Origin of the sequence: Rathayibacter sp. AY2B7 (assembly GCF_002931635.1) — a bacterium.
Lineage (GTDB): Bacteria > Actinomycetota > Actinomycetes > Actinomycetales > Microbacteriaceae > Rathayibacter.
Map to the genome: position 1 here is coordinate 1 of NZ_PSUC01000047.1, position 24100 is coordinate 24100.

Here is a 24100-nt window from a genome sequence, read left to right on the forward strand (position 1 = left end):
GCGTTCGCGCACGCCGTCGCACCGGCGTGGTTCCATCCGCTCGCCGAGATGCGCGCCCTCGCCGAGCGGGCCGGCCTCGAGGTGACCCACTCGCTCCGCCGCAGCGCCCCCGGCGTCCGCGACCACGGCGAGCTGATCGCCGTCCGCCCGCGCTGACGCCGAGCTGATCGCCGTCCTCTGATCCGGACGCCGCCGACGCCGCGCTGGTTCCGCGCTGACGGCACCCGCTCCCGCTGGTCACCGGCGGACGACGTCCCGGCCCGTCGCATCACGTCGTGCCACCACACCGCCCCGCCGAGACGCCGCCGTCCCAGCGGTGCTTCGGCGGTCTCGGCGGTGTCCCGGCGGACGAGGGCCGCCGCGCCTAGAGGCGGTCGGCGCGCCACTCCGTGGGGATCTCCTCGCCGCGGCGGAACGCCTCCTCCTCGCGCTCGCGCAGCTCGACGCGGCGGATCTTGCCCGAGATCGTCTTGGGCAGGGGGTGGAACTCGAGGCGCCGCACCCGCTCGAAGGAGGAGAGCAGCTCCCGGGTGTGGGCGAAGATCGCGCTCGCCGTCTCGGCGGTCGGCTCCCAGCCCTCGGCGAGGGTGACGTACGCCTTCACCACGCTGTGGCGCACCTCGTCCGGAGCCGGCACCACCGCGGACTCGGCGACGGCGGGGTGCTGCAGCAGCACGCTCTCGACCTCGAACGGCGAGATCTTGAAGTCGGAGGACTTGAAGATGTCGTCGGTGCGGCCGACGAAGGTGATCGTGCCGTCGACCGCGCGGACCGCCACGTCGCCGGTGTGGAAGTAGCCGTCGGCGCGGGCACGCTCGGTGCGGTCCTCGTCGCCGAGGTAGCCGGACATCAGGTTGACGGGCTCGACGGAGAGGTCGAGGCAGATCTCGCCGGTGGAGGCGGGCTCGCCGGTCAGCGGATCGACGAGGGCGATGGCGACGCCGGGCAGCGCGCGACCCATCGCTCCGGGGACCACGGGGGCGCCGGGCGGGTTCGCGATGATCGCGGTGGTCTCGGTCTGGCCGTAGCCGTCGCGGATCGTGAGTCCCCACTCCCGCTCGACGGTCGCGATGACCTCGGGGTTGAGCGGCTCGCCCGCCGAGAGGATCTCGGTCAGCGCGCGCGGCTTCGCTCCCAGCGCCGACTGGATCAGCATCCGCCACACGGTCGGCGGCGCGCAGAACGTGGTGACCTCGGCCCGGTCGAGCTGCTCGTGCAGTGCGGTGGGGGAGAAGCGGCTGTAGTTGTAGACGAACACGGTCGCCTCGGCGTTCCACGGCGCGAAGAAGCAGCTCCACGCGTGCTTGCCCCAGCCCGGCGAGCTGATCGCCATGTGCACGTCGCCCGGCTGCACGCCGAGCCAGTACATCGTGCTGAGGTGCCCCACGGGGTACGACTCGTGGGTATGCACGACCATCTTGGGCTTCGAGGTGGTGCCGGAGGTGAAGTAGATCAGGCACGGATCGGAGCTCTGGACGACCACGGTCGGGCTGATGCCGAAGGGCTCGAGCGAGTCGGCGTAGTCGAGCCAGCCCTCGACGGCGCCGCCGACCGCGATGCGGCCGAAGTCGCCCTCCATCTCGTCGAACTTGGCTGTCTCGGAGGCGTCCGCGATGACGTGCGCGACCTCGCCGCGCTCGAGGCGGTCGGCCAGGTCAGCGGGTGAGAGCAGGGTCGTCGTGGGGAGGATGACCGCGCCGAGCTTCATGATCGCGAGCATCGACTCCCACAGCTCGAGGCGGTTGCCGAGCATGAGCATCACGTGATCGCCCTGCTCGACGCCGACCGAGTGGAGCCAGGCGGCGACCTCGTCGGAGCGCCAGCGCATCCGGTCGAAGGAGTACGTCTCCTCGGAGCCGTCCTCCTCCACGATCCAGAGGGCGGGGCGCTCGTTGCCGATGGCGATCGCGTCGAACCAGTCCACCGCCCAGTTGAAGCGGGGCCCGACGTCCGGCCACTGGAAGGCCTCGTTCGCGGCGACCGCATCGGTGCGGTGCTGCAGGAGGGTGTCGCGGGCGGCGCGAAAGCTCCCGGTGGGGTTCATGCATGTCTCCGTAGCGGTCGAGGTCCGGCCGCTGGCGGGACCGACCCCATTCTGCTCCCGCAGCGGTGCCGGGTGCTGCGCGACGGAGGCCCGGTGGGGACGCGCGTCGGAGGGAGCACCTGTGGAGGAGCGGCCGAGTCCGTCCCACGAATGACGCGGCGTCAGCGGGAGACCGGAGGGCTCGCCCGCCGCAGCAGGCGCTCCCCCCGCTCCCTCCGCGGGACCTCAGTACTTGATGGACTGACCGCCATCGATCGGGAGGACGGTCGCGTTCACGTAGGAGGCGTCGTCCGAGAGGAGGAAGGCGACGACCGAGGCGATCTCGTCGGCCTCGCCGTAGCGCTTGGTCGGGTTGACCTGGATGAACTCCTCGGCCGCCTTGCGCGGGTTCTGCGGGTCGAGCTGCTTCATCGAGTTCTCGACCATCGGGGTCCAGATGGCCCCGGGCGCGATCGCGTTGATGCGGATGCCGAACTCGCCGTACTCGATCGCGGAGTTGCGGGTCAGGCCGACGACGCCGTGCTTGGCGGCCGCGTAGCCGGACTGGTTGCCGATCGCGGTGATGCCGCCGACGCTCGCGGTGTTGACGACCATGCCCGAGCCCTGCTCGCGCATCACCTTCAGCACCTTCTCGAGGCCGAGGAACACGCCCCGGAGGTTGATCGCGACGACCTTGTCGAACTCGTCGGCCGTGAAGTCCTCGGTGAGGTTCTGGCGGCCCTCGATGCCGGCGTTGTTGAAGAAGCCGTCGATGCGGCCGAACGCCTCGAGGGTGCGCGCGACGTAGGCGTCGACGTCCGCCTCCTTCGACACGTCGGCGAGGACGGTGATCGACTCGGTGCCCTCGGGCAGGACGTCGACCGTGGCGGCGAGGCCCTGCTCCGAGATGTCGACGAGGGCGAGCTTCGCGCCCTCCTGGGCGAGGCGGACGGCGGCGGCGCGGCCCAGGCCGGATCCACCTCCGGTGATGAGGACGACGCGGTCGGTGAAGCGGGTGCTGGTGGTGGTCATGACGACTCCTGCTCGAAGAGGGATGGGCTCGGAGGCCGTGCGGTCGGCGAGTCCGTATCCATGCGTCTGCATGCAATTGACTCCACGATACGCCACAGGTGTCGGTTGAGTCTGAGTGCGCGGTCAGGGATGGAGTGATCCGGGCTGCGGGCGCCCGCAGTCGAGCCCGGTGGACCCTCGCGAGCGGGGCCGTAGGATCCGACGCGAGCACTCGGGTTCTGGGCGGAGCCGCCGCCCCAGCCCCCCCCGATTCCGATCCGCCTGGCCGCCGCTTCCGGGCGACCGAGCCGCCCCGGCCGAGCAGGCGGATAGCCGAGCCGCCGCCGATCCGCCGCACGCCCGCCTACAGGTGCGGCTGCCCCGTCGAGGCGCTCGTTCCGCCGTCCACGGCCAGGATCGCGCCGGTGATGTACGCCGCGTCCGCGCTGGCGAGGAACAGCACCGGCGGGGCGATGTCGTCCGGCTGCCCGGGGCGCCCGAGGGCGATGCGGTCGATGAAGGGCGCGAGCTCCTCGGGGGTCGAGGCCATCGACTCGGTCAGCGGCGTCTGCGTGAAGGCGGGAGCGACGGCGTTGACCCGCACCCCGTGCGCGCCGAAGTCGAGGGCCAGCGACTGCACGAACGTCGTGATCGCGCCCTTGGTCGCGTTGTAGGCGGCCTGGCCCCAGTCGCCGCGGATGCCCGACACGGAGGAGACGACGACGATGTTGCCGCGGTTCGCCTCGAGGTGGGGGAGCGCCGCCCTCACCGCGTAGAAGAGGGCGTCGACGTTCGTGGCGAAGAGCGAGCGCCAGGCGTCGTCCTCCACCTCCTCGATCGGGCCGCCGAGGTGGCCGGCCGCGTTGTTCACGAGGACGTCGATCCCGCCGAACCTCGCGACGGTGCCCTCGACGAGCGCGTCGACCTCGGCTCGGACCGAGACGTCGGTGGGGACGACCAGGACGCGCTCGGCCGGGAAGCCGGCGACGGTCTCCTCGAGCGTGGCGGGGGTGCGCCCGGCGACCGCGACGCTCGCGCCCTGCTCGAGGAAGGCGCGTGCGATGGAGCGGCCGATGCCGGAGCCGGCTCCGGTGACCAGGACGGTGCGTCCGGCGAAGGGGTAGGTGTTCGAGGCGATCATGGCGGTGCCTTCCGGGTGCAGAGGGGCGGGTCGGCGGGGTGCGCCGGGTACGGCGGGCGTCGGATCCGCCTGGTGCCGATCATCCGCGGCACCCGAGCGGATCGACGGGCCGCCGCGCCGGTACGGAGGAGCTCCCCATCGATCCGCAGCACGGCCCCCGACCCTGGCAACCGCCGCAGAGTGCGATCCGCGGCCGCGCGGGCTCGGGTAGACCGGAGGGACGCCAGTGGACAGGGGGAACCACCATGGACACCACGAGAACGACCGCTCCGCGCCGGGCGACGGGGCTCCGGGCGGGACGGCGCGCGACCGCGCTGGGCGCCTCGGCACTGCTCGCGGCGCTCGCTCTGAGCGGCTGCACGAGCGGCGCCGACCAGGCGGAGGAGGCGAGACCCGCCGCTCCCGGCACCGCTGCTCCGACGGCCGCTCCGACCGCGACGCCCACCGACGCTCCGCTCGGGCCCGTGACGCTGCCCGAGGGAGCGACCGCCGCCGTTCGGTGGACCGATCAGATCGGCCCCGTCGATCCGCAGACCGTGAACCTCAGCGGCGATCCGCTGCACATCACCGTCTCGGTCGCCTGCGACACCGCGGACGCCGAGGTGACGATCGAGGTCGTCGGCCTGATGACGAGCGGATCGTCGTGCGTCTACAGCCCGAGCACGACCCGCACCGGCACCGGAGGCGGCAACACGGGCACCATGCAGATCGCCGTCGAGCAGGACGCCGAGATCAGGGTGACGACGGTGCCGGACGACGCGCACTGGTCGGCGGCCGTCTCGACCGGGGCGCGGGCCGTCCCCGGGCCCTGACGCCGGCCTGCGCGCTCACGAGAACGCAGACGTCGCGGTGGTCGAGAGCGACCACCGCGACGTCCGGGCTCTCGAGTCGCCCGGGCGTCAGCCGATCGGGACGCCGAGCTCGGCCATGAACGGCACGGCGTCGACCGCCTCGCCGTCGACCCGCGTCTCGAAGTGCAGGTGGCAGCCGGTGGAGGCGCCGGTCGAGCCGCGCAGCGCGATGACCTGGCCGACGGTGACGGTCTCGCCGACCGACACCATCAGCTCGCTGTTGTGGGCGTAGCCGGTCTCGATGCCGCCGCCGTTGTCGAGCAGGATCCAGTTGCCGTAGCTGCCCTGGTACGACGCCTCCTCGACGGTGCCGCTGGAGGCCGCGAGGACGGGCGTGCCGCAGGCGCCGGCGAGATCGGTGCCCTTGTGGAACAGGTTCACGCCGGCGACCGGCGCGTCGGGGCGGGGGCCGTAGCTGCTGCTGATGTGACCGGAGATCGGGACGATCCACGCTCCGGACGCTCCGGCGGCGGCCGCGGTCGACTCGCCGGAGGTGGCCGTGATCGCGTCGAGGGACGCGGTGGGGACGAGGACCTCGGGCTTGGCCTCGGCGGCGAAGGCGTCGCGGGTGACGCTCTGCTGCACGACTCCGGCCGCCACGAAGCTCTGCGGGCGGGCCGCGGCGACGGCGGTGGCCGTGTCGCGGGTCAGCTCGGAGTCGGCGGTGCCGCCCACGGCGAACGCGGGCATCGTCGAGGTGATCGCGATGCCGGCCACGAGGGTCATCGCGGCGACGGCGGAGACGCGGGGTCGCGACGGGCCGCGGGAGGGGCGGCGGCTGCGGGACTCCTGCTCACGGAGCGAGCGACGGGTCGGGAGGGCGGACGGACTGCCGGTCTCGGCTCCTGCGGGGGTGGGAGTCGAGGCGCGTGACGAACGGTGCATGCAGAGGAGGTTCCAGGTCTGCCGACGCTCGAGGGGGGAGGCGAGCGCCGGGTGGGGCAGTGGGGCTGATCGCACGGCTGAGCCGATGCGACCCTCCAAACTACCCGCGTTCCGCCGGATCCGACCTGAGAGAAACCTCCGGAGTCAAGCGGTTGAGCGCATCGATCGGCTCTCGATCCGGAGTGGCGGGGGTGCGCCGGGTCGCCGGTGGGCGTGCTCAGCGGTCGGCGGTGAAGACGAGCAGGGCGATCACACCGGCGACCGTCGCCGCGACTCCGGAGCCCAGGCGCCACCACATCCACTTGTCGCGCCTGGGCCCGCGCACGGGACGCCGGAGGCCGGCGCGGCCCTGGTAGCCGCCGGGATCGTGCTGGAAGACCATGCCCCCAGCCTGCCGAACCCGCGCCCGTCGAGGGGTCGACTCGCCCGCGACTCCCAGCCGCGAACGGCACCGCAGGGCTGAGGCGAGAGCCGAGGAGAAGGGGGAGAGGCGGCGGCTAAGGGGGAGAGGAGCAGGGACGGCACGGCCGCACGACGGCCGCCGCCCGCGCGCCTAGCGCGGCTCGGGCGCGCTCGCCAGCGGGTTCGCGGGGCGGGTGCCGCTCGGTAGCGTGGGGGAGTCGGCCGGAGCGGTCGACGAGCGGAGGAGCGGACATGGCCGGGACCGGCAAGGACAAGGACGCACGCGACAAGGCGGCGCAGAAGCGCGCGAAGAAGGCGCTGAAGAAGGCCGAGAAGTCGGTGCGCGCGGCGCACGAGGCGGTCCGCGACTCCAGCAAGAAGCTGCGCAAGAAGGCCCGCAAGCTGGCCGAGCAGACCGAGAAGCTCAAGCGCACCCAGGAGAAGGCGGCGACTAAGGCGGCCGCGGCCGAGAACCACCCGACCACGCCGAAGCACGCCGCCGAGCCGGCGGTCGGCGCCCTCGACCTCACCCCGCCGCTGCCCGGCTCGCAGGAGCCCGCCGAGGATCAGAAGTCCGCCGAGGACGCCGGCGCCGCGGCCGAGCCCGCCGCCCAGCAGGAGCCGGCCCCCGACTCCGACCCCGCGCACACCCCGGACCTCACCCCGCCGCTGCCGCGCTCGGGCTCCTGAGCGAGCCCGTCTGAGCGCCGCACGCCGGTGCGGGCTCGGGTGGATCGCACCCTCAGAAGCGCCGCCCGCCTGAGAATCTGCACAGACTACTCGGGCGGGCGTGCCCCGCGAGGTGAACAGCAGGTGAAGCCTCGCGACCACGCCGGAACGCCTCCCCCTGCGGGAGCATCATGTCTGCGTGGATCCCTTCATCCTGCTCGCGCTCGTCGTCGTCACGGCCCTCGCCTTCGACTTCACCAACGGCTTCCATGACACGGCGAACGCGATGGCCACGTCCATCGCCACCGGTGCCCTGAAGCCCCGCACCGCCGTCGCCCTCTCGGCGTCGCTGAACCTGGTCGGTGCGTTCCTCAGCATCGAGGTGGCGCTGACCGTCACCAACGCGGTCGTGAAGATCCAGGACTCCTCGGGCGCACCCGATCCGGCGCTGCTCGAGGACGGCGGATCCGCTCTGCTGCTGATCGTGCTGGCCGGCCTCATCGGCGGCATCGTCTGGAACCTGCTGACCTGGCTGCTCGGCCTGCCCTCGAGCTCGTCGCACGCCCTCTTCGGCGGCCTGATCGGCTCCGCTCTCGCGGGCCTCGGCCTCAACGGCGTGAACTGGGCCGGCGACGGCACGAAGCTCGACGGCGTCGTCGGCAAGGTGATCCTCCCGGCGCTGATGTCGCCCGTGCTCGCCGGAGCGGTCGCGGCGATCGGCACCTGGCTCGTGTTCCGGGTGATCGGCAACCTGGCCGAGAAGAGCCTCCACCGCGGCTTCCGCTTCGGGCAGATCGGCAGCGCCTCCCTCGTCTCGCTCGCACACGGCACCAACGACGCGCAGAAGACCATGGGAGTGATCACGCTGGCGCTGATCGCGGCCGGCGGCTGGAGCGACACCGAGTCGGTCCCCTTCTGGGTCAAGCTCAGCTGCGCGCTGGCCATCTCGCTCGGCACCTACATCGGCGGCTGGCGGATCATCCGCACCGTCGGCAAGGGCCTCGTCGAGATCGACACCCCGCAGGGCATGGCCGCCGAGAGCGCCTCCGCCGCGGTCATCCTCGCCTCCAGCCACCTCGGCTTCGCCCTCTCGACCACCCACGTCGCGACCGGGTCGATCCTCGGCTCCGGAGTCGGCCGCCCCGGCGCGCAGGTGCGCTGGCGAGTGGCGCTGCGCATGGTGATCGCCTGGGTCATCACGCTCCCGGCCGCCGCTCTCGTCGGCGCCGTGATGTGGTGGATCGGCCACCTCGTCGGAGGCGCGGCCGGCGGCCTCCTGATGGCCGCGATCCTCGTCGCCGTCGCCTCCCTCATCTACATCCGCTCGCGCCGCGACAGCATCGGCGCGCACAACGTCAACGACGAGTGGCAGGACGCGGCGGCACGCCCCGCGCCCGAGACCGCCGGCGTCTGAGCGAAAGGATCCGCACCGTGCTCTCCCTCTTCCTCTCCGCCGCCGGCCAGGTGGCCCTCGTCGCCGTGCTCCTCGGAGCAGGCCTGCCCGTGCTGTTCGCCGTCGGCGTCCGCTCCTTCGCCGTCGCCGCCGGTGCTCCCGCCTCGGGCGGGTCCGACGCCCCCGCGGTCCGGAGCGGTCTGCCCGCCCCGGTGCTGCGCGGGATCGGCGTGCTCTGCTTCGCCCTCGTCGTCGGCTCCGTGGTGATCGGCCTGAGCGTCATCATCGCGACGGGTCTCGGCCAGTCGGTGAGCTTCGAGCACGTCATCCCGACCTTCGTGCCCAAGGGCTGAGCATGGCCTCGACCGATCCGGTCGCGGCGCGGGAGGGGATCGTCGCCCGCGTGGTCGGCTGGCTGCGCGCGGGCTACCCGTCCGGCGTGCCGGAGCAGGACTACCTGCCGCTGCTGGGCCTGCTGCGCCGCAGCCTCACGACGGACGAGGTCGAGCAGGTCGTCGCGCGGCTCCTGTCGGAGTCGGAGCGGGCCGAGACGGTCGTCTCGCGAGCCGTCGTGCGCGAGCGGATCGAGCAGCTGCTGCTCGGACCGGCGCTGCCCGAGGACGTCGCCCGCGTCTCCTCGCGGCTCGCGAGCGCGGGCTGGCCGCTGGCGGGCCCGGAGTCGCTGGCCGAGCCGGACACTCGCGAGGGCCTGGTCGCGCGCATCGTCCGCTGGCTGCGCGCCGGCTATCCGGCCGGGCTGCCCGAGCAGGACTTCGTGCCGCTGCTGGCGCTCCTCCGCCGCCGTCTGAGCGACGAGGAGGTGGCCGAGGTGGCCGTCGGTCTCGCCGCCGACGCGCCCGCCTCCCGCGCGGACGTCGGCACAGCGATCGCCGGAGTGACCTCGGAGCTGCCCTCGGAGGAGGACATCGAGCGCGTGCGCCGGTCGCTGGCCGCGCTGGGCTGGCCGGAGGAGTTCGCGAGCTGAGGTGCGCGGGGCGTCCGGAACGGCCGGGACGCCCCGCGCAGGTGTCACGCCTGGATGAAGGCCAGCAGGTCTGGGTTGATGACGTCGGCGTGGACGGTCAGCATGCCGTGCGGGTAGCCCTCGTAGATCTTCAGCGTCGAGTTCTGCAGCAGCTCGTGCTGCTTGAGCGCGGCGTCCTTGTAGGGGACGACCTGGTCGTCGTCGCCCTGGGCGACCAGGACGGGGACGGTGATCGCCCTCAGGTCCTCGGTCTGGTCCGTCTCCGAGAAGGCCTTGATGCCCTCGTAGTGCGCGAGCGCGGATCCGGTCATGCCCTGACGCCACCAGTTGTCGACCACCGGCTGCGAGAGCTCGACGCCCTCGCGGTTGAAGCCGTAGAACGGACCCGCCGCGACGGCCTGGAAGAACTCGGCGCGATTCGCCGCGAGCGCGTCGCGGAAGCCGTCGAACACCGAGATCGGCGTGCCCTCGGGGTTCGCCTCCGTCTGCACCATGAGCGGCGGCACGGACGAGACGAGGACGGCCTTGGCGACGCGGCCCTGGGGCTCGCCGTACTTCGCGACGTAGCGCGCGACCTGGCCGCCTCCGGTGGAGTGGCCGATGTGGATCGCGTTGTGCAGGTCGAGGTGCTCGACGACGGCGTTCACGTCGCTGGCGTAGTGGTCCATGTCGTGCCCGGTGCCGACCTGGGTCGAGCGTCCGTGCCCGCGGCGGTCGGTCGCGATGACGCGGTAGCCGTGGGCGTGGAAGAAGAGCATCTGCGCGTCCCAGTCATCGGACGACAGCGGCCAGCCGTGGTGGAACACGATCGGCTGCGCGTCGGTGCTGCCCCAGTCCTTGTAGTAGATCTCCACGTCGTCGTCCGTGGTCACAAACGGCATCTCCGAACCTCCGTGCTCGCATCGATCCCGAGCCCGGCCCGGGGTCGAATCCAAGGTGGTGCCTCCCCGGATGAAGGTGGGGAGCGCCTCCACGATAGGGGCGTGGGAGCGCTCCCTGAAGGGGACGGGGAGATGTTCCGACTTTCGTCCCGACCTGTTCCAGCAGCGGTGCCGAGGGGGCGGAGAGCGTCCGCCGAGTCGGGTCGGACGACTCGTGACCGCCACCGCGGACGCTGACAGGATCGCGGCGGACGCGCCCTCGCGCGGCGCGCGGATCGGAGGTCGCGATGCCCACGACGACGCCCTTGTCGACGGACCCCGGGCCGGCGGTTCTCCGGTGAGCGTCGAGGACCGCGTCCCGATCGAGCCGCAGGCGGTCCTCGCTCCGCTCAGCCGGTCCGCCGTCTTCCTCTCGCTCGACCTCGTCGGCGGCCAGGACGCCGCGGACCGCGTGCGCGACGTCGTCGCCGACGTGGGCGGGATCCTCCGCGCGGTCGGCTTCCGCGACCTCGGCCTCCGCCTCTCGTGCCTGGTCGGGATCGGGAGCGGAGCCTGGGACCGCTTCGGCGGGACTGCCAGGATCCGGCTCGAGGCGTCCTCGATCGTCACCGGGCGGTCGAGAGCCTGGGCGAGCTCGTCGGCGAGGTCCTGCAGAGTCATCGGCGGGGATCCGTGTGGGGGGCCATGCCGTGATCCTCGCGGAGGGAGCCCTCCCGAAGCGTGGCCCTTCCAGGCCCACCTTGCGCGTCGGAGCTCTCCGGCGGATCGGCTTGCTCCCGTCGATCCCCTGTCGTCGCAGGGTCGATCGTCCGCTTGACAGTGCGATGCAGGACGAGGTTTTCGACCGGCGCAGCGAGCGGGTCGCCTTCGGCGGGAGCGCGGCGTCCGCGGAGGAGAGCGGACGAGCGCCGGCCTCCGGACCCCGCCCTCACCGCTCCGATCGGCGTCACTGTCGAGCGCGACCTGTGGTCGTGCGTCGAGGTGGCCGGCGTGCGCTGCCTCCGGATGCCGTGCGTACCGCTGAGAAGCCGCATATCTCGGCGGATCGGGCCGGTGCCGCCGCGCCACCGGTGCGAGCATGACCGTAGGAGGCCTGGATGCGTGAATCAGTGATCGTCGTCGAGGACGACGTCGAGATGGGCGAGCTCATCAGGCGCGGTCTCACCGGCGACGGCTACGACGTCGCCCTGTTCTCGAACGGGGTCGACGCGCTGAATGCGGCGCGAGAGGCTGACTACGCCGCCGCCGTCCTCGACGTGATGCTCCCCGGCATGAGCGGCTTCGAGATCTGCCGGCACCTGCGCGCGACCGGCGCCACGCTCCCGGTGATCATGCTGACGGCCCGCGACGCGCTGCAGGACCGCGTCTTCGGGCTCGATGCAGGCGCCGATGACTACCTCGCGAAGCCGTTCCACTTCGAGGAGCTGTCCGCTCGCCTCCGGGCGATGATCCGCAGGGAGCACCTCACGAACCGGGTACCGGTCGTGCTCGGGAACCTGCGCGTGGATCCGTACGCGCACGCCGCGTTCGTCGACGACTCCATGCTGCCGCTGAGCCCGAAGGAGTTCGGGGTGCTGCGCGCGCTCGCGGTGCGTGCGGGGGAGTTCATGCCGCGGGAGGAGATCCTGCTGGAGGTGTGGGGGTCGGCGGAGTTCGTCGACCACAACATCGCGGAGCAGTACATCAGCTACCTCCGCCGCAAGCTCAGCGCCGGCGGCGCGTCGGTCGAGATCGTCACCCGGCGGGGCGCGGGCTACCGCCTCGGGGTGAAGCCGTGAGGTGGCGGTCGCTGTCGATCCGGGTGCGGATCACGGTCTCGAGCCTGCTGGTCGCGATGCTGTTCTTCGGGATCGTCGCGATCATCGTCCGTGAGCAGCTCGATCACATCCTCGACGAGTCCACCATCGAGCTCGTCCGCTCCGGAGCCTCGCAGGCGCTGATCGAGGAGAGCCGCGACACCGCTGAGGCGGTCGTGGGCGGGGTGAGCACGACACTGCTGATCGCCCTGGCGATCCTGTTCGTCGCGTTCGCCGCCACGTCCTGGGCCCTGGTCGGCCTCGCGCTGCGCCCCGTGGGGCGGATGCGCGCCATCGCCGACCGGCTGCGCCACGGCCGCTCCACGGAGCTGCTCCCCGTCGGGCCGGCCCGTGACGAGCTCTCCGACCTCGCCGCGACGCTCAACGCGCTGATCGAGGACCTGCGGGAGTCGGCGGACCGGGAGCGGCGGCTCGTCGCCGACGCGAGCCACGAGCTGCGCACCCCGCTCGCCGCACTGCGCACCCGCCTCGAGCTCGCCGAGCGGGTCCGCGACGACCCGGCAGCGCTGTACGCCGACGTCGTCGACGCGCGCCGCTCGGTCGATCGCCTCCAGTCCCTGACCGACGGGCTGCTGATCCTGTCGAGGATCGACGCCGGCGCGGTGGTCGGCGACGGCACGTCGACGGCTCTGCGCGCGGAGGTCGCCGACAGCGTCGACCGCGCCAGGATGCTCGCCCGCGACCGGGACCTCGCCATCGACTTCGTCGCCCCCGCCTCGACCGTCGCCGCCCGCTACCCGATCTCCCCGACCGACTTCGGCCGGATCCTGGACAACCTGCTCGCGAACGCGGTGACCGCGACGCCCGACGGCGGCAGCGTCACCGCGACCCTCGTCGAGCGCGCCGAGGAGATCGTCCTCTCCGTGGACGACGACGGCCCGGGCGTCCCCGACGCGTTCCTCGCGGTCGCGACCGACCGGTTCACCCGCCCGGACGCCGCCCGCTCCCGTGAGGGCGGCGCCGGCCTGGGGCTCGCGATCGTCGCCGGGCTCAGCCGGTCCGGCGGCGGTGAGCTCACGATCCGCAACCTCGTACCGCGCGGGCTCGGCGTGGAGGTCCGCCTCCCCGTGACGCGCCCCGACCACACCCCTCGCAAGGAGAACCGATGATCGACCCTCAATCCCTGCTCGACGGCGCCGGCCCGTGGGCGATCGCCCTGGTCTGCCTGATCGCGTTCGTCGAGACGGGCCTGCTGATCGGGTTCTTCCTCCCCGGCGACACCCTGCTCTTCTTCACCGGCGTCTTCGTCGCCACCGGCGTGATCGGCCTCCCGGTGCCGCTGGTGATCCTGATGGTCGCCGTGTCCGCGTTCCTGGGCGATCAGCTCGGGTTCGTCATCGGCCGCGAGACCGGCCCGCGCATCTTCGAGCGCAAGGACAGCGGCCTGTTCAGCCGCTCGAGCGTCGCCCGCACCCAGTCGTTCTTCGACCGGTTCGGCGGCTGGGCGGTCACGATCGCCCGCTTCGTCCCGGTCGTGCGAACCTTCGCCCCGGTCGCCGCGGGCGTCGGGAAGATGCACTACGCCCACTTCGTCGGCTTCAACGCCCTCGGCGCGGCCGTCTGGTCCACCGGCGTCATCCTCCTCGGCTTCTTCCTGGGACAGATCCCCGGCGTCGCGGACTTCGTCGGGAAGTACATCGACATCGTCCTCGTCGGCATCGTCGTCATCAGCCTCGCCGGCATCGCTCTGACCTACTGGCGGCAGAGGAACCGCGCCCGACGCGACGCCTGACCGCGGACCTCAGAGAGTCGGCGCCGCGACGGCTCCGCGCGGCCTGCGGCCGACCGCGATCACGGCGACCAGCAGCAGGAAGACCACCAGGGCTCCGAGAGTGACCGGGCCGGTGCCCAGGCCGAGGCCGCTGGTGCTCACGGGGTCCGCGAGCCAGTCGCACACGGACGCTCCGAGCGGTCGGGTGACGACGTAGGCGGACCAGAACGCGAGGACCGCGTTCCTCCCCGTGAACCGGTGCGCGAGGGCTGGTACCGCGATGATCACCGCGAACAGGACGGCGGAGGGCAGGTAGCCGAACCCGAGAGTCGACGCGGTCAGATCACCGGCCGCCGTGCCGAGCGCGAACGTCCCCGAGACGGCCAGCCAGTAGAACAGGGCCCGGCGAGGCGTCGCGATCGAGTGGATCGACAGCGTCCGCTCCACCCGCCACCAGAGGGCGAAGACCACGGCGAGGGCGAGCGCGAAACCGAGCGTGGAGACGAGGTACGGGACCCCGGCGACCACGTGCAGCACGTCGGCGGCCATCGTGCCGAAGACGCTCACCATCAGCACCGCCAGCCAGTACACCCACGGGATGTACCGGCGCACCGCGAACTGCAGCGCCAGCGCGGCGAGGAACGCGAATCCGGTCGCGCCGACCACGATCACGGGGTCGAACGCGGTCGAGAGGAAGTCCGACGCCGTCTCGCCCATCCCGGTCGTCAGCACCTTGAGGATCCAGAACAGCGCCGTCGCCTCCGGGACCGTGGAGGAGGCGTAGCGGCCGGCGAGGACACCGCCGCGGAGCGAGGATCGGCGCGGGGCGAGAAGGTGCGTCATCCCGTCATGCTCGACCAGCGGGTGGACCCGCATCCTGTGCTCTTCGCCGGGGCCGTTGAAGATGCACACAGCGACCCGGTTTCCGGCCGAGCAGGGCCGTCGCGATCCTTAGTCTCGGAAGCGCTCGCGGGATCGCCGCGGCTCCTCTCCGACCGGAACGGACCCGATGGACATCCTCCAGGCGATCATCCTCGGCATCATCGAGGGACTGACCGAGTTCCTCCCGGTCTCCAGCACCGGGCACCTCACCATCGCCGAGAAGCTGATGGGCCTCCGCGTCGACGACGCCGGGGTGACCGCGTTCACCGCGATCATCCAGATCGGCGCGATCGCCGCCGTGCTCCTCTACTTCCGGAAGGACATCGCCGAGCTCGCCGTCGCGTGGTTCGTCGGGCTGCGTCACCCGTCGCAGCGCAAGCGGACGAACTACCGGATCGCCTGGTACGTCATCCTCGGATCGATTCCCATCGGGGTCATCGGGTTCCTCGGCAAGGACCTCATCAGCGGAGGCCTGCGAAATCTGTGGGTCGTCGTCGCCGCGCTGCTCGGCTGGAGCATCGTGATGCTCGTCGCCGAACGCGTCGGCACCCAGACCAAGGACCGTCGCGCGATCACCCGGAAGGACGCGGTCATCATCGGCCTCGTGCAGTGCATCGCACTGATCCCCGGCGTCTCCCGGTCCGGAGCGACCATCAGCGGTGGGATGTTCCGGGGGCTGGACCGGGTGACGGCGACGAAGTTCGCGTTCTACCTCTCCATCCCCGCGCTCACCGCCGCCGGTGCCTACGAAGCGGCGACCGCCGCGTCCGATGTCAGCGTGAGCGTCGGCTGGATTCCGACCCTCGTCGCGACCCTCGTCTCCTTCGTTGTCGCGTACGCATCGATCGCGTGGCTGCTGCGCTACGTCGCCGGCCACGGCTTCGGCGTCTTCGTCGGCTACCGCGTCGCCCTGGCCCTCGTCGTGTCCGGGCTCCTGCTCACCGGAACGATCGCGGCGAGCTGACCCGATTGCCCGGCGCCCTCCCGCCGGACACACTGGACGGCGACCGACGCTCGTCCGTCACTTCCTCGAAGGGGCACCCTGTGCAGTGGAATCTCGAAGTCGTCCCCGTCAGCGTCGAGGACGTCGCCCGGGCGAAAGCGTTCTACGCCGACCAGGTCGGGTTCCACCTCGACCTCGACGTTCGGATCAGCGACGAGATGCGCATCGTGCAGCTCACCCCGCCCGGCTCGCACAGCAGCATCCAGCTCAAGACCGGAACCACCCGGCTCGAAGGGCTGCAGCTCGTCGTCGACGACATCGACTCAGCCCGCGCCGAGCTCGCCGAGCGCGGGGTGGACGTCAGCCCGGTGACGCACTTCGAGGACGGAGTCCGCCTCGAGGGCCGCGGCGGGGAGTGGAACTCGTTCGTCTTCTTCACCGACCTCGACGGCAACACCTGGGTCATCCAGGAACGCCCATCGACCAGCTGACCCCGGCGGCCGTGGCCGCGGCGGTCGCGATCTGCGCGGCAGTCTCCGTGGCCGCACTCCGCGCGTTCGGAGTCGTCTCGTTCGCGCGACCGGCGCTGGCGATCCTGCGTGGGGCTGTTCAGCTCGGAGTGCTCGCGGTGATCCTCTCGGGAGTCATCGCGGACCTCCGCTGGGTCCTGCTCTTCCTGGCCGTCATGTTCGGTACCGCGGTGCTCACGGCGTCCGGCCGCCTCGGCCGCACCCGGCGCACGGTCCTCGCGGTCACCGCGGCGATGACGGCCGGAGTCGCCCTCAGCGCCGGGATCGTCTTCGGGCTCGGAGCCGTCCCGTTCACCGGCCGCTACGTCCTCGCGGTCGGCGGGATCCTCCTCGGCGGCGCGATGACCGTCGCGACCGTCACCGGCCGAGCCCTGGCGATCACGCTCGCCGACCGCTGGGAGCGGGTCGAGGGCTGGCTGGCTCTCGGCGCCCGGCCCCGGCAGGCTACGATCGGCCTGGCGCGGGAGGCGGCCTGGACCGGCCTGGTGCCGCTGACCGACCAGACCAGGACGACAGGTCTCGTCGTCCTGCCCGGCGCGTTCATCGGCGCCGTCTTCGGCGGACTCTCGCCTGTGGCGGCGGGCGTCTTCCAGATCGTCGTGCTCGCGGGCCTGATCGCGTCCGGGTCGATCGTCGCCGTCGTCCTCCTGACGATCCTCCGCGGCGCCGTCGCGAAGCCTCGACCCTGACGAGGCGTCAGCTGAGGGCCCGCCGTCGGGCGATCCGGCGCCAGAGGGGCGGCGGTGACGCCACGCGCTCGGTGTGCAGCCGGACTGCGAGCGGCGCCCAGACGATCAGGGCAACGCCGGCGCCCAGGAGCAGTCCGCCGACCGTGTCGGAGATCCAGTGCGCCCCGAGGTAGGTGCGGCTGAGCATCATCGCCACCGTGTACGCGGCGCCCGCGATGCGGACCCACCAGAGCGGGAAGACGACAGCGAGGACCACCGCGGTCGTGGCGGCGTTCGCGCTGTGGCCGGAGGGGAACGAGCCGAAGTCGGCGTTCACGAGTATCTCCAGCGGCCTGGGACGACCGATCGCGTTCTTGAAGATCTGCACCAGCAGCCCGCCGAGCGGCGCGGCGATCGCGAAGTACGTCGCCGCCCAGCGTCCGCGCCGGATCAGCAGCGCCACGAAGACGATGAGAGGGATCACGATCGTGCCGAGGATCCCGCCTCCGAGGCTGTTCATCACCAGCGACGGCACGAGCCAGAACGTGGACCGGTGCTCGATGATCTCGTTCATCCAGGCGGTGTCGAATCCGAACGGCTTGTCGTGCTCGCGGTAGAAGATCAGCGCGGCCAGGAGGACGGTGAGCAGCACCGCGAGGCCGGCCGAGATCAGCGGCCAGCGTCGCGCTGCCCGGTAGGCGATCTCACCGTCCGATAGGGGATCCCGGTTCGGCATCAGTGTCGTCCTCGTCTCTCGACGCGGAGCGCGCCGGAGGAGTCCACGCTACGAACGTGCGTCCACCTGCGGCAGAGGATTCTCCTGCAACTGTTGTGAAAGCACAGAACCTCAGCCCATCGGCTCGGTACTGACCTGGTCGAACCGCGGTGCTTCGGGTCGTTGTGAGCACACACAACGCAGTACGGCGCATCCCGAGCCGCCGCCCACGTCCCGACTGAGACTCTGCGGGCATGGACATCTCAACGACGACATCCCGCGCCTCGGGCCGGCGGCTGCTCAGCAAGGTCCCCGAGGTCACCATCTGGTTCTGGATCATCAAGATCCTCTGCACCACGGTCGGTGAGAGCTTCGCCGACTGGATCAACATGGTCCTCGGCGTCGGCCTCATCGCGACCGCCGTGATCTTCATCGTGGTCACCGCGGTGGTGCTCGCCATCCAGATGCGGCTGCGACGCTACGTCCCCTCCGCGTACTGGCTGACCGTCGTCGTGATGAGCGTCACCGGCACCCTGCTCACCGACATCCTCACCGACCAGCTCGGCGTGCCCCTCTGGGCCAGCTCCCTCGTCTTCTCCGTGCTGCTCGTGATCGTGTTCGGCGTCTGGTACTCGAAGGAGCGCACCCTCTCGATCCACAGCATCGACACCACCCCGCGGGAGGCGTTCTACTGGCTCACCGTCCTGGTCACCTTCGCGCTCGGCACCGCTCTCGGCGACTGGACCCTCGAGCTCACCGGCTGGGGCCCCGGCGTCTCGATCCTCCTGCCCCTCGCCCTGATCGCGATCGTCACCGGCCTCTGGCGCTACGGCGCGAACCCGGTCCTCGCGTTCTGGATCGCCTACATCCTCACCCGCCCCCTCGGCGCCAATATCGGCGACTGGCTCGGCCTGTCCCCCGACGAGCAGGGCCTCGGGCTCGGCACCTTCGTCACCAGCATCATCTTCCTGGTCGCGATCCTCGCCACCGTCGTCTACCTCTCCCTCAGCAAGGCCGATGTCGACAAAGGCGCATCCGAGCACCGCACCCCGCCCGTCGCCCGCGAACGCCGTTCACTCGTCGCCTTCGCGGTCCTCGCCGTCGCCGTCGTCGGGCTGCTCGCCTTCACCAACAGCCAGCCGCACACCGCCCCAGCACCCGAAGGCGCAGCCCCGGCCTGCGATGCGTCGGGAACGCTGTCCGCAGCTGACGCGAAGGCATCCGTTCAGACCGACTTCCCCTCCGCCGACGTGCAGAACTTCCAGACGATCACCGCCGACACCCTCGCCCTCGTCACCAGCGGCGACCAGGCCGGCGCGAAAGCCCGCGCCACCGACCTCGAGACCGCCTGGGACGACGCGGAGCCTGCGTTGAGCGCCGCGAACTGCCAAACGTGGACCTACGTCGACGAGCAGATCGACCCCGTCCTCTCCTCCGTCCGCGCCGGAAGCCCCGACCCGGTCGCAGAGAAGACGAGCATCCAGGACCTGCTGACCACCCTCGCCGGAGGCTGAACGATGCGCTGCGCACCGGAACGCCTCCTCAACCGAAAGCGTGACTCACGATGACCGACTGGCAGATCAACGGCCTCCCCCTCCACCCCCTCCTCGTCCACGTCGTCGTCGTCCTGCTCCCCCTCGCCGCCCTGATGCTCATCCTCGGCAGCGTCTGGCCGGCCGCCCGCCGACGCCTGGGCGTGATCACTCCGATCACCGCCCTCGTCGCCCTTCTCGGAGTCCCGCTCGCCACTCAGGCCGGCGAAGCGCTCGAACGGCAGGTCGACCCCTCCGCAGCACTCGAACGCCACGCCGAGCTCGGCGATCACCTGCTGCCCTGGGCTGCCGGACTGTTCGTCCTCTGCGTGGCGCACTGGCTCTGGTTCCGGACGCGCGGGAGGAACTCCGCCGACACGAGGGGACGGAGCGCCCGCTCGGTCCCCTCGCTGATCCTCGCCGCCGTCGCGATCGTCGTCGCAGTGGGAGCGACTGCGAACGTCGTCCAGATCGGCGACACCGGAGCGCAGGCGGTCTGGTCCACTTCCGAGGACAGCTCGACGCCGGCTCCTGCATCCGGGAGGTGAGCGCCGCGAGACGACGACGCCGAACTGCGGCGGCCGCGGAGCTGAGGCCTCCGGTCGGCCCCGATGCGCGTGCGGATGGTTGACTCGACGGATGCGGAATCGAGTCCTGTTCGTCGTCGGGGTCACAGCGATGTTCGTCGCGCTGGTGCTGAGGCTGGTGTGGCCGGCCGGTGAATTCGCCTCCGGCTTCTCGCTCGCCCTGCAGCTGAGCGGCATCCTGCTCCTCCTGGTCTACGGGGTGAAGCACTTCACGGGGCGGCCGCGCCGGAGCTGAGCGGCTCATCCCAATCGGGGGTGTAGGAGTTGGGGTCTGAAGCCGCCGGTCTCGAGCAGGCTTCGGGCGATGTAGTTGGTCAGGTTGTGGAACCCGAGTGCGGAGCCGCGCAGGTGTTCGAGCCGTCCGTTGAGCGCCTCGGTCGGCCCGTTGCTGGTGCCGGGTCGTTCGAAGTAGGCGAGCACGTCAGCGGCTCGCTTCTTCAGGGTCCGGCCCAGGGTGGTGAGCTCGGTGAGCACCTTGGGGACGCCGGCGCTGAGGTCGGTGATCAGCTTCTCCATGAGCTCGCGGCCACGTTGCCGGTCCTCGTGGCGATAGGCGGCGATCATGCGCTGGTAGACACCCCAGGTCGCCTCGACCTCGACGTGAGCGTCATCAACGAACAGCGCGCGTAGCCTGTCGCTCTGCTTGTCGGTGAGCAGGTCCGCGCCGGTGTGCAGACCGAGGCCGTCGAGTCGAGCGAAGGCGGTCAGGTCAGGGCGGCCGAAGCCGGCCTGCGGGGTAGCGTCGGACACGTCGAGGTCTTTCGGACGGATGGCGTAGGAACCTCCGTCGTCGGGAGACCTCGACGTCTATCTGCGGACCGACGCGCCCGGCCGACCTACACCGTCATCTGAGAAGACCCCTGAAACGTCTTCGCCGACGACGGGGCCGGCGAGGAGGAGGGCGCGGTGAGTTAGAAGAATGGAGCTTGCTCGGCTTCGACGCCGCCGCAAGCTCCGGTGAAACGGTCGGTACTGGTCGGTCGTCGTCGGTCACCACCGGATGGCGGCGTCCTCCACGCTCGGCGTTTGCGCAGGTCAGCGGCTCGTTCGCCCAGTGGGCGCATCAAGCGATAGACGCAAAGACGACGTGATTAGGTCGTCCGTTCGATTCCGACAGGCGGCTCCGGCGAACCGTTCTGGTGGTCGCGCGATGCGCTGGCCTCACGGCTCTGCCCGACACCGACGTCGCTCTCCTCTGCGACGGACCCCTCGCCGGCTGAGCGCTCGCGGCCGGCATCCTGTCCGTGTGCCGATAGGCCTCGCACCGCTCGGCAACGCAGCGTGGCGTTGCGTCGCGACCTGGCGACGGCTCGGCGGGGCGCGATCGTCTCGTGCGTTGGCGGACTACGGGAGCTTGGACGCGAGGACGTCGGCCGCCAGGATCTCGGGTGCTGCGCCGAGGAGGTGCTGGTTGGCCATCAGGGCTGCGACGATGGCGCCGTTGGCGTGGGCGTCGCGAGCGGCTTCGTCGGGGAATGCATCGAAGATCCAGAAGGTGTCGGCGTGGGTCCTGACCGCGAACCAGACAATCGTTCCTACTTCTTCGTTGGCGAGTGCGACAGCGCCGGCGAGCAGATCGGCGACCGCGTCGTGCTGTCCATCGGCCGCGACGATCTTGGCGACGAAGGCATACGGAAGCGATGCGGGTGTGGACATGAGGGACTCTCCTTGACGTCGGGGTTCTTCGTAGGACGAGTTCAGCGTATGACGAGCGAGGGCCGGTGGGGAGTGGCGTATACGGCAGTATTGCTATTGTTTACGTCATGCGTATCGGACTGATCGCGATCGACGGCTGCTTCGGTTCGGCTATCGCGTCGATCATCGACATCGTGCGGGTGGCCGACGGAGCCCGCGGCGATGTCGACCCGCGGATCGACCCGATCGAACTCGCCATCCTCGGACCGAAACGGCGAGTGACCACGACGGCATCGATGACCCTGTCGGTGGACCACCCGCTGTCGGAGTCCGGAGAGTTCGACGTGGTCGTCGTCCCTGCGCTCGGAACCCTTACGGCCGCCGCTACCAACGACGTCCTCCAGAGCCGGGATGCTCGTTCGGTCATCGCCTCGCTCGGGCGCCTCGACGAGGCGACCACCCGGATCGCCGCGGCGTGCACCGGCGTGTTCGCTGTCGCCGAGACCGGACGGATGCATCATCGGAGGGCGACGACCAGCTGGTTCCTGGGGCCGGAGTTCCTGAAGCGCTATCCGACCGTGGCCCTCGATCTCGACACCATGGTCGTGGTCGACGGGAACCTCGTCACCGCCGGCGCCGCGTTCGCCCACATCGACCTCGCGCTCTCACTCGTGCGATCGATCAGCCCCGACCTGGCCCAACATGTCGCCAAGCTCCTCATCATCGACGAGCGTCCGTCTCAGGCGGCCTTCGTCGCCTACGAACATCTCCGGCACGAGGACCCGATCGTCGTCGAGTTCGAACGCTTCGTGCGCGCCCGCCTGGACGAACCGTTCAACGTCGCCTTCGTCGCGCAGTCGCTCGGCACCAGCCGGCGCACCCTCGAACGACGAGTCCGTGCGGCGCTCAACCTCACTCCGCTCGGCTTCGTCCAACGGCTTCGCATCGAACGAGCTCGGCACCTCTCAGCAACCACGGACTTCACCTCCGCCGAGATCGCGCTACGGGTCGGCTACGCGAATGCCGAGACTCTGCGCTCCCTCCTGCGCAGGGAGCGACGCCGTTCCTGACCTATCGCCATGCCTGTAGCCGGTGTCCTAGCGCTCGACTGGAACCACATCTCAGCACGTCGCGTCGACGCTCCTGCGTCGCCCCTGGACGACCCAGTCGACACGCCCGCAGCACAGGTCATGTGACGTGTCCCGGCTTCCCGGACGGTCGGGGTTGGGTGGCTGTGATGTCGCTGCGTTCTCGTCGAGGGGGTCAGCAGACTCGATCAGGGTCGACTGGGATGAGACGCGAAGGCGGTCAGGTCAGGGCGGCCGAAGCCGGCCTGCGGGGTAGCGTCGGACACGTCGAGGTCTTTCGGACGGATGGCGTAGGAACCTCCGTCGTCGGGAGACCTCGACGTCTATCTGCGGACCGACGCGCCCGGCCGACCTACACCCTCATCTGGGAAGAGCCAGCTGAGCTCCGGAATCGGAGGAAGACCTGTGGGCGGATCGGAGAAGCCGGCCTGGGCGGATCCGGAGCCGGAGGTCCACCGGGCGCTCGCGCGGTGGGCGGCGGAGTGCGCGGAGCGCGCCCTTTCCGCGTTCGAGGAGTGGGACCCGGACGATCCCCGGCCCCGGCGCGCGCTCGACGTCCTCCTCGCGTGGGAGCGGGGGCGAGGCTCCGATGACGGAGTGCCGCACGGCGGCCTTCGCGGCGCACGCCGCAGCCCGCGCCGCGACGCAGGCGGGCGAGCCGGCCGCCACCGCTGCCGCGCGGGCGGCCGGGCAGGCCGCAGCCGTCGCGCACATGGTCGATCACTGCTCGCACGCCGCCGTGTACGACGCGAAGGCGGTCGGACTCCGGGGGAGCGACGCCGACCGGGACGCGGAGCGGCGTCACCAGTGGGAGGGCCTCGCCCCCGCGCTGCGCTCCCTCGGCTTCCCGAAGGGGCTGTGACGCCGGCCCGGTGCACCTCACCGGGCCGGCGCCCGCGCGCTCAGTGGTGCGCGGGTCGGAGCCCCAGCAGCGTGTCGACGACCACGAAGGCCGCGAGGCTCGCCCCCAGGAGCGGGAGGAACAGCCCGACCGCGGCGGCGACGACCAGGACGGACGCGACTCCCCACCACGGCGCGCGCCGGAGCGCTCCCCGGGCCGGCGGGGTGCCGCCGAGCCGTCGGGGGCCGCGGGTGGGGCGGCGCTTCCACCACATCAGGTACCCGAGCACGACCATCGTGGCGATGCCGGCCGCGGTGACGAACAGCAGCAGCTGGTTGGGCAGCCCGAACATCGAGCCCATGTGCGTGTCGATGCCCCAGCGGGAGAGCTTGGCGACGAGGCCGAAGTCGGCGAAGTCGACCCGGTCGACGACCTGCATCGTGCTCCCGTCGATCGCGACGCCGTCGACCTCGGTCGGGAAGCTGCGCTGGATCTCCTGCACGACCCAGGCCGAGCCCTCCGCCGCGGGCGGCCGGATCTCGACCAGTCCCGTGTTCACGTTGACCTCGCGGGCGACCGAGAGCACCGAGTCGTAGGCGGCCGGCGAGTAGCCCGCCGTCGACTCGACGGCGTCGCCGGTGGCCGGGCCGTGTCCGGCGTGTCCGGCGTGCTCGTCGGCCACCTCGCCGGTCCGGTCGCCGAGCGTCGTCCCCAGCGAGGGCGTGGTCCAGCCGACTGCGGAGCGGAGGGTCTCGAAGTTCCCGCCTCCGTACAGCGACCAGGTGATGCCTGTGGTCGAGAGGAACAAGGCGCCGACGAGCAGCCAGACGCCGGTGGAGGCGTGCCAGGAGAACAGGCGCTTGTAGCCGGTGGTCCTCGGCGCGGGGCGCAGCAGGTCCCTCTTCACGCG

The 24100-nt window shown here is 71.3% G+C and carries 27 protein-coding genes and 2 pseudogenes; 18 read left to right on the plus strand and 11 right to left on the minus strand.

The features are described from left to right. Positions 1–364: 364 nt before the first annotated feature. The 3 genes from C5C27_RS09395 to C5C27_RS09405 form a co-directional block, all read right to left on the minus strand. Positions 365–2044, minus strand: a complete 1680-nt coding sequence (locus tag C5C27_RS09395; RefSeq protein ID WP_104314219.1) for an AMP-binding protein — start codon at positions 2042–2044, stop codon at positions 365–367. Positions 2045–2269: 225 nt separating this feature from the next. Then, positions 2270–3055 carry a glucose 1-dehydrogenase gene (locus C5C27_RS09400; RefSeq protein ID WP_167299040.1) on the minus strand — a complete coding sequence of 262 codons (786 nt, stop codon included), beginning with the start codon at positions 3053–3055 and terminating at the stop codon, positions 2270–2272. A gap of 343 nt (positions 3056–3398) precedes the next feature. Then, positions 3399–4175 carry an SDR family NAD(P)-dependent oxidoreductase gene (locus C5C27_RS09405; RefSeq protein WP_258066575.1) on the minus strand — a complete coding sequence of 259 codons (777 nt, stop codon included), beginning with the start codon at positions 4173–4175 and terminating at the stop codon, positions 3399–3401. 245 nt (positions 4176–4420) lie between these two features. On the opposite strand from C5C27_RS09405, the gene C5C27_RS09410 reads away from it, so the two are divergent. Next, positions 4421–4987, plus strand: coding sequence for a hypothetical protein (locus tag C5C27_RS09410; protein WP_104314220.1), 567 nt, complete (start codon positions 4421–4423; stop codon positions 4985–4987). A gap of 87 nt (positions 4988–5074) precedes the next feature. Here C5C27_RS09410 and C5C27_RS09415 read toward each other — a convergent pair whose 3' ends face one another. After that, positions 5075–5911 carry a M23 family metallopeptidase gene (locus tag C5C27_RS09415; protein WP_104314221.1) on the minus strand — a complete coding sequence of 279 codons (837 nt, stop codon included), beginning with the start codon at positions 5909–5911 and terminating at the stop codon, positions 5075–5077. 217 nt (positions 5912–6128) lie between these two features. Beyond that, the gene (locus C5C27_RS18020; protein ID WP_159940529.1) at positions 6129–6293 is read right to left on the minus strand and encodes a hypothetical protein; all 165 of its coding nucleotides are present in this window, start codon (positions 6291–6293) and stop codon (positions 6129–6131) included. A gap of 272 nt (positions 6294–6565) precedes the next feature. On the opposite strand from C5C27_RS18020, the gene C5C27_RS09420 reads away from it, so the two are divergent. The 4 genes from C5C27_RS09420 to C5C27_RS09435 all read left to right on the plus strand — a co-directional run bounded on the left by C5C27_RS09420 (position 6566) and on the right by C5C27_RS09435 (position 9360). Further along, entirely contained in the window at positions 6566–7003 is a 438-nt protein-coding gene (locus tag C5C27_RS09420; protein ID WP_104314222.1) for a hypothetical protein, read from the plus strand. Between the two features lie 178 nt (positions 7004–7181). Continuing rightward, on the plus strand, positions 7182–8396 hold the full coding sequence (locus C5C27_RS09425; protein WP_104224012.1) for an inorganic phosphate transporter: 1215 nt from the start codon (positions 7182–7184) through the stop codon (positions 8394–8396). A gap of 17 nt (positions 8397–8413) precedes the next feature. Continuing rightward, a complete protein-coding gene (locus tag C5C27_RS09430; protein WP_104227380.1) occupies positions 8414–8728 on the plus strand; it encodes a hypothetical protein in 315 nt (104 codons plus the stop codon). Between the two features lie 2 nt (positions 8729–8730). Further along, the gene (locus tag C5C27_RS09435; RefSeq protein ID WP_104314223.1) at positions 8731–9360 is read left to right on the plus strand and encodes a DUF3349 domain-containing protein; all 630 of its coding nucleotides are present in this window, start codon (positions 8731–8733) and stop codon (positions 9358–9360) included. A gap of 44 nt (positions 9361–9404) precedes the next feature. Here C5C27_RS09435 and C5C27_RS09440 read toward each other — a convergent pair whose 3' ends face one another. Further along, positions 9405–10241, minus strand: a complete 837-nt coding sequence (locus tag C5C27_RS09440) for an alpha/beta fold hydrolase (RefSeq protein WP_104314224.1) — start codon at positions 10239–10241, stop codon at positions 9405–9407. A gap of 70 nt (positions 10242–10311) precedes the next feature. Here C5C27_RS09440 and C5C27_RS18825 point away from each other — a divergent pair, with 70 nt between their 5' ends. The 4 genes from C5C27_RS18825 to C5C27_RS09460 all read left to right on the plus strand — a co-directional run bounded on the left by C5C27_RS18825 (position 10312) and on the right by C5C27_RS09460 (position 13790). After that, complete coding sequence (locus C5C27_RS18825) at positions 10312–11058, plus strand: Dyp-type peroxidase domain-containing protein (protein WP_374955279.1); 747 nt, start codon at positions 10312–10314, stop codon at positions 11056–11058. A 280-nt stretch (positions 11059–11338) separates the two neighbouring features. Continuing rightward, positions 11339–12019, plus strand: coding sequence for a response regulator transcription factor (locus tag C5C27_RS09450; protein WP_104255755.1), 681 nt, complete (start codon positions 11339–11341; stop codon positions 12017–12019). Beyond that, positions 12016–13167 carry a cell wall metabolism sensor histidine kinase WalK gene (locus C5C27_RS09455; RefSeq protein ID WP_146079644.1) on the plus strand — a complete coding sequence of 384 codons (1152 nt, stop codon included), beginning with the start codon at positions 12016–12018 and terminating at the stop codon, positions 13165–13167. Before C5C27_RS09450 ends, C5C27_RS09455 begins: the two co-directional genes overlap by 4 nt. After that, a complete protein-coding gene (locus C5C27_RS09460) occupies positions 13164–13790 on the plus strand; it encodes a DedA family protein (protein WP_104239342.1) in 627 nt (208 codons plus the stop codon). Before C5C27_RS09455 ends, C5C27_RS09460 begins: the two co-directional genes overlap by 4 nt. 9 nt (positions 13791–13799) lie before the next feature. Here C5C27_RS09460 and C5C27_RS09465 read toward each other — a convergent pair whose 3' ends face one another. Further along, the gene (locus C5C27_RS09465) at positions 13800–14612 is read right to left on the minus strand and encodes a hypothetical protein (RefSeq protein WP_104314227.1); all 813 of its coding nucleotides are present in this window, start codon (positions 14610–14612) and stop codon (positions 13800–13802) included. A 166-nt stretch (positions 14613–14778) separates the two neighbouring features. On the opposite strand from C5C27_RS09465, the gene C5C27_RS09470 reads away from it, so the two are divergent. From C5C27_RS09470 to C5C27_RS09480, 3 genes are all read left to right on the plus strand, one after another. Then, complete coding sequence (locus C5C27_RS09470) at positions 14779–15615, plus strand: undecaprenyl-diphosphate phosphatase (RefSeq protein WP_104314228.1); 837 nt, start codon at positions 14779–14781, stop codon at positions 15613–15615. 80 nt (positions 15616–15695) lie between these two features. Beyond that, complete coding sequence (locus C5C27_RS09475; RefSeq protein WP_104314229.1) at positions 15696–16085, plus strand: VOC family protein; 390 nt, start codon at positions 15696–15698, stop codon at positions 16083–16085. Positions 16086–16096: 11 nt separating this feature from the next. After that, on the plus strand, positions 16097–16813 hold the full coding sequence (locus C5C27_RS09480) for an ABC transporter permease (protein ID WP_258066576.1): 717 nt from the start codon (positions 16097–16099) through the stop codon (positions 16811–16813). Positions 16814–16820: 7 nt separating this feature from the next. On the opposite strand, the gene C5C27_RS09485 is transcribed toward C5C27_RS09480, so the two are convergent. Continuing rightward, entirely contained in the window at positions 16821–17528 is a 708-nt protein-coding gene (locus C5C27_RS09485) for a phosphatase PAP2 family protein (protein ID WP_104314230.1), read from the minus strand. 233 nt (positions 17529–17761) lie between these two features. Here C5C27_RS09485 and C5C27_RS09490 point away from each other — a divergent pair, with 233 nt between their 5' ends. The 3 genes from C5C27_RS09490 (at position 17762) to C5C27_RS09500 (ending at position 19861) form a co-directional block, all read left to right on the plus strand. Next, positions 17762–19021, plus strand: a complete 1260-nt coding sequence (locus tag C5C27_RS09490) for a hypothetical protein (protein ID WP_104314231.1) — start codon at positions 17762–17764, stop codon at positions 19019–19021. Between the two features lie 50 nt (positions 19022–19071). Further along, positions 19072–19587, plus strand: coding sequence for a DUF2231 domain-containing protein (locus tag C5C27_RS09495; RefSeq protein ID WP_104314232.1), 516 nt, complete (start codon positions 19072–19074; stop codon positions 19585–19587). A 91-nt stretch (positions 19588–19678) separates the two neighbouring features. After that, complete coding sequence (locus tag C5C27_RS09500) at positions 19679–19861, plus strand: hypothetical protein (protein WP_104224784.1); 183 nt, start codon at positions 19679–19681, stop codon at positions 19859–19861. 5 nt (positions 19862–19866) lie between these two features. Here the strand turns inward: C5C27_RS09500 and C5C27_RS09505 are convergent. After that, positions 19867–20301, minus strand: a pseudogene (locus tag C5C27_RS09505) (transposase); the annotation flags it as partial. A 669-nt stretch (positions 20302–20970) separates the two neighbouring features. Continuing rightward, a complete protein-coding gene (locus tag C5C27_RS09515) occupies positions 20971–21282 on the minus strand; it encodes a putative quinol monooxygenase (protein WP_033107114.1) in 312 nt (103 codons plus the stop codon). A 107-nt stretch (positions 21283–21389) separates the two neighbouring features. Here C5C27_RS09515 and C5C27_RS09520 point away from each other — a divergent pair, with 107 nt between their 5' ends. From C5C27_RS09520 to C5C27_RS18025, 3 genes and pseudogenes are all read left to right on the plus strand, one after another. Next, positions 21390–22331 (plus strand): GlxA family transcriptional regulator, encoded by a 942-nt coding sequence (locus C5C27_RS09520; protein ID WP_053548963.1) that lies wholly within the window; start codon positions 21390–21392, stop codon positions 22329–22331. Between the two features lie 423 nt (positions 22332–22754). Then, positions 22755–22913: pseudogene (locus tag C5C27_RS18830) on the plus strand (putative immunity protein); the annotation flags it as partial. Positions 22914–22938: 25 nt separating this feature from the next. Continuing rightward, positions 22939–23211 (plus strand): putative immunity protein, encoded by a 273-nt coding sequence (locus C5C27_RS18025; RefSeq protein WP_181133492.1) that lies wholly within the window; start codon positions 22939–22941, stop codon positions 23209–23211. Between the two features lie 40 nt (positions 23212–23251). Here C5C27_RS18025 and C5C27_RS09530 read toward each other — a convergent pair. Beyond that, positions 23252–24100, minus strand: an 849-nt coding sequence (locus C5C27_RS09530; RefSeq protein ID WP_146079645.1) for a PepSY domain-containing protein, incomplete at its 5' end; no start/stop codon positions are given.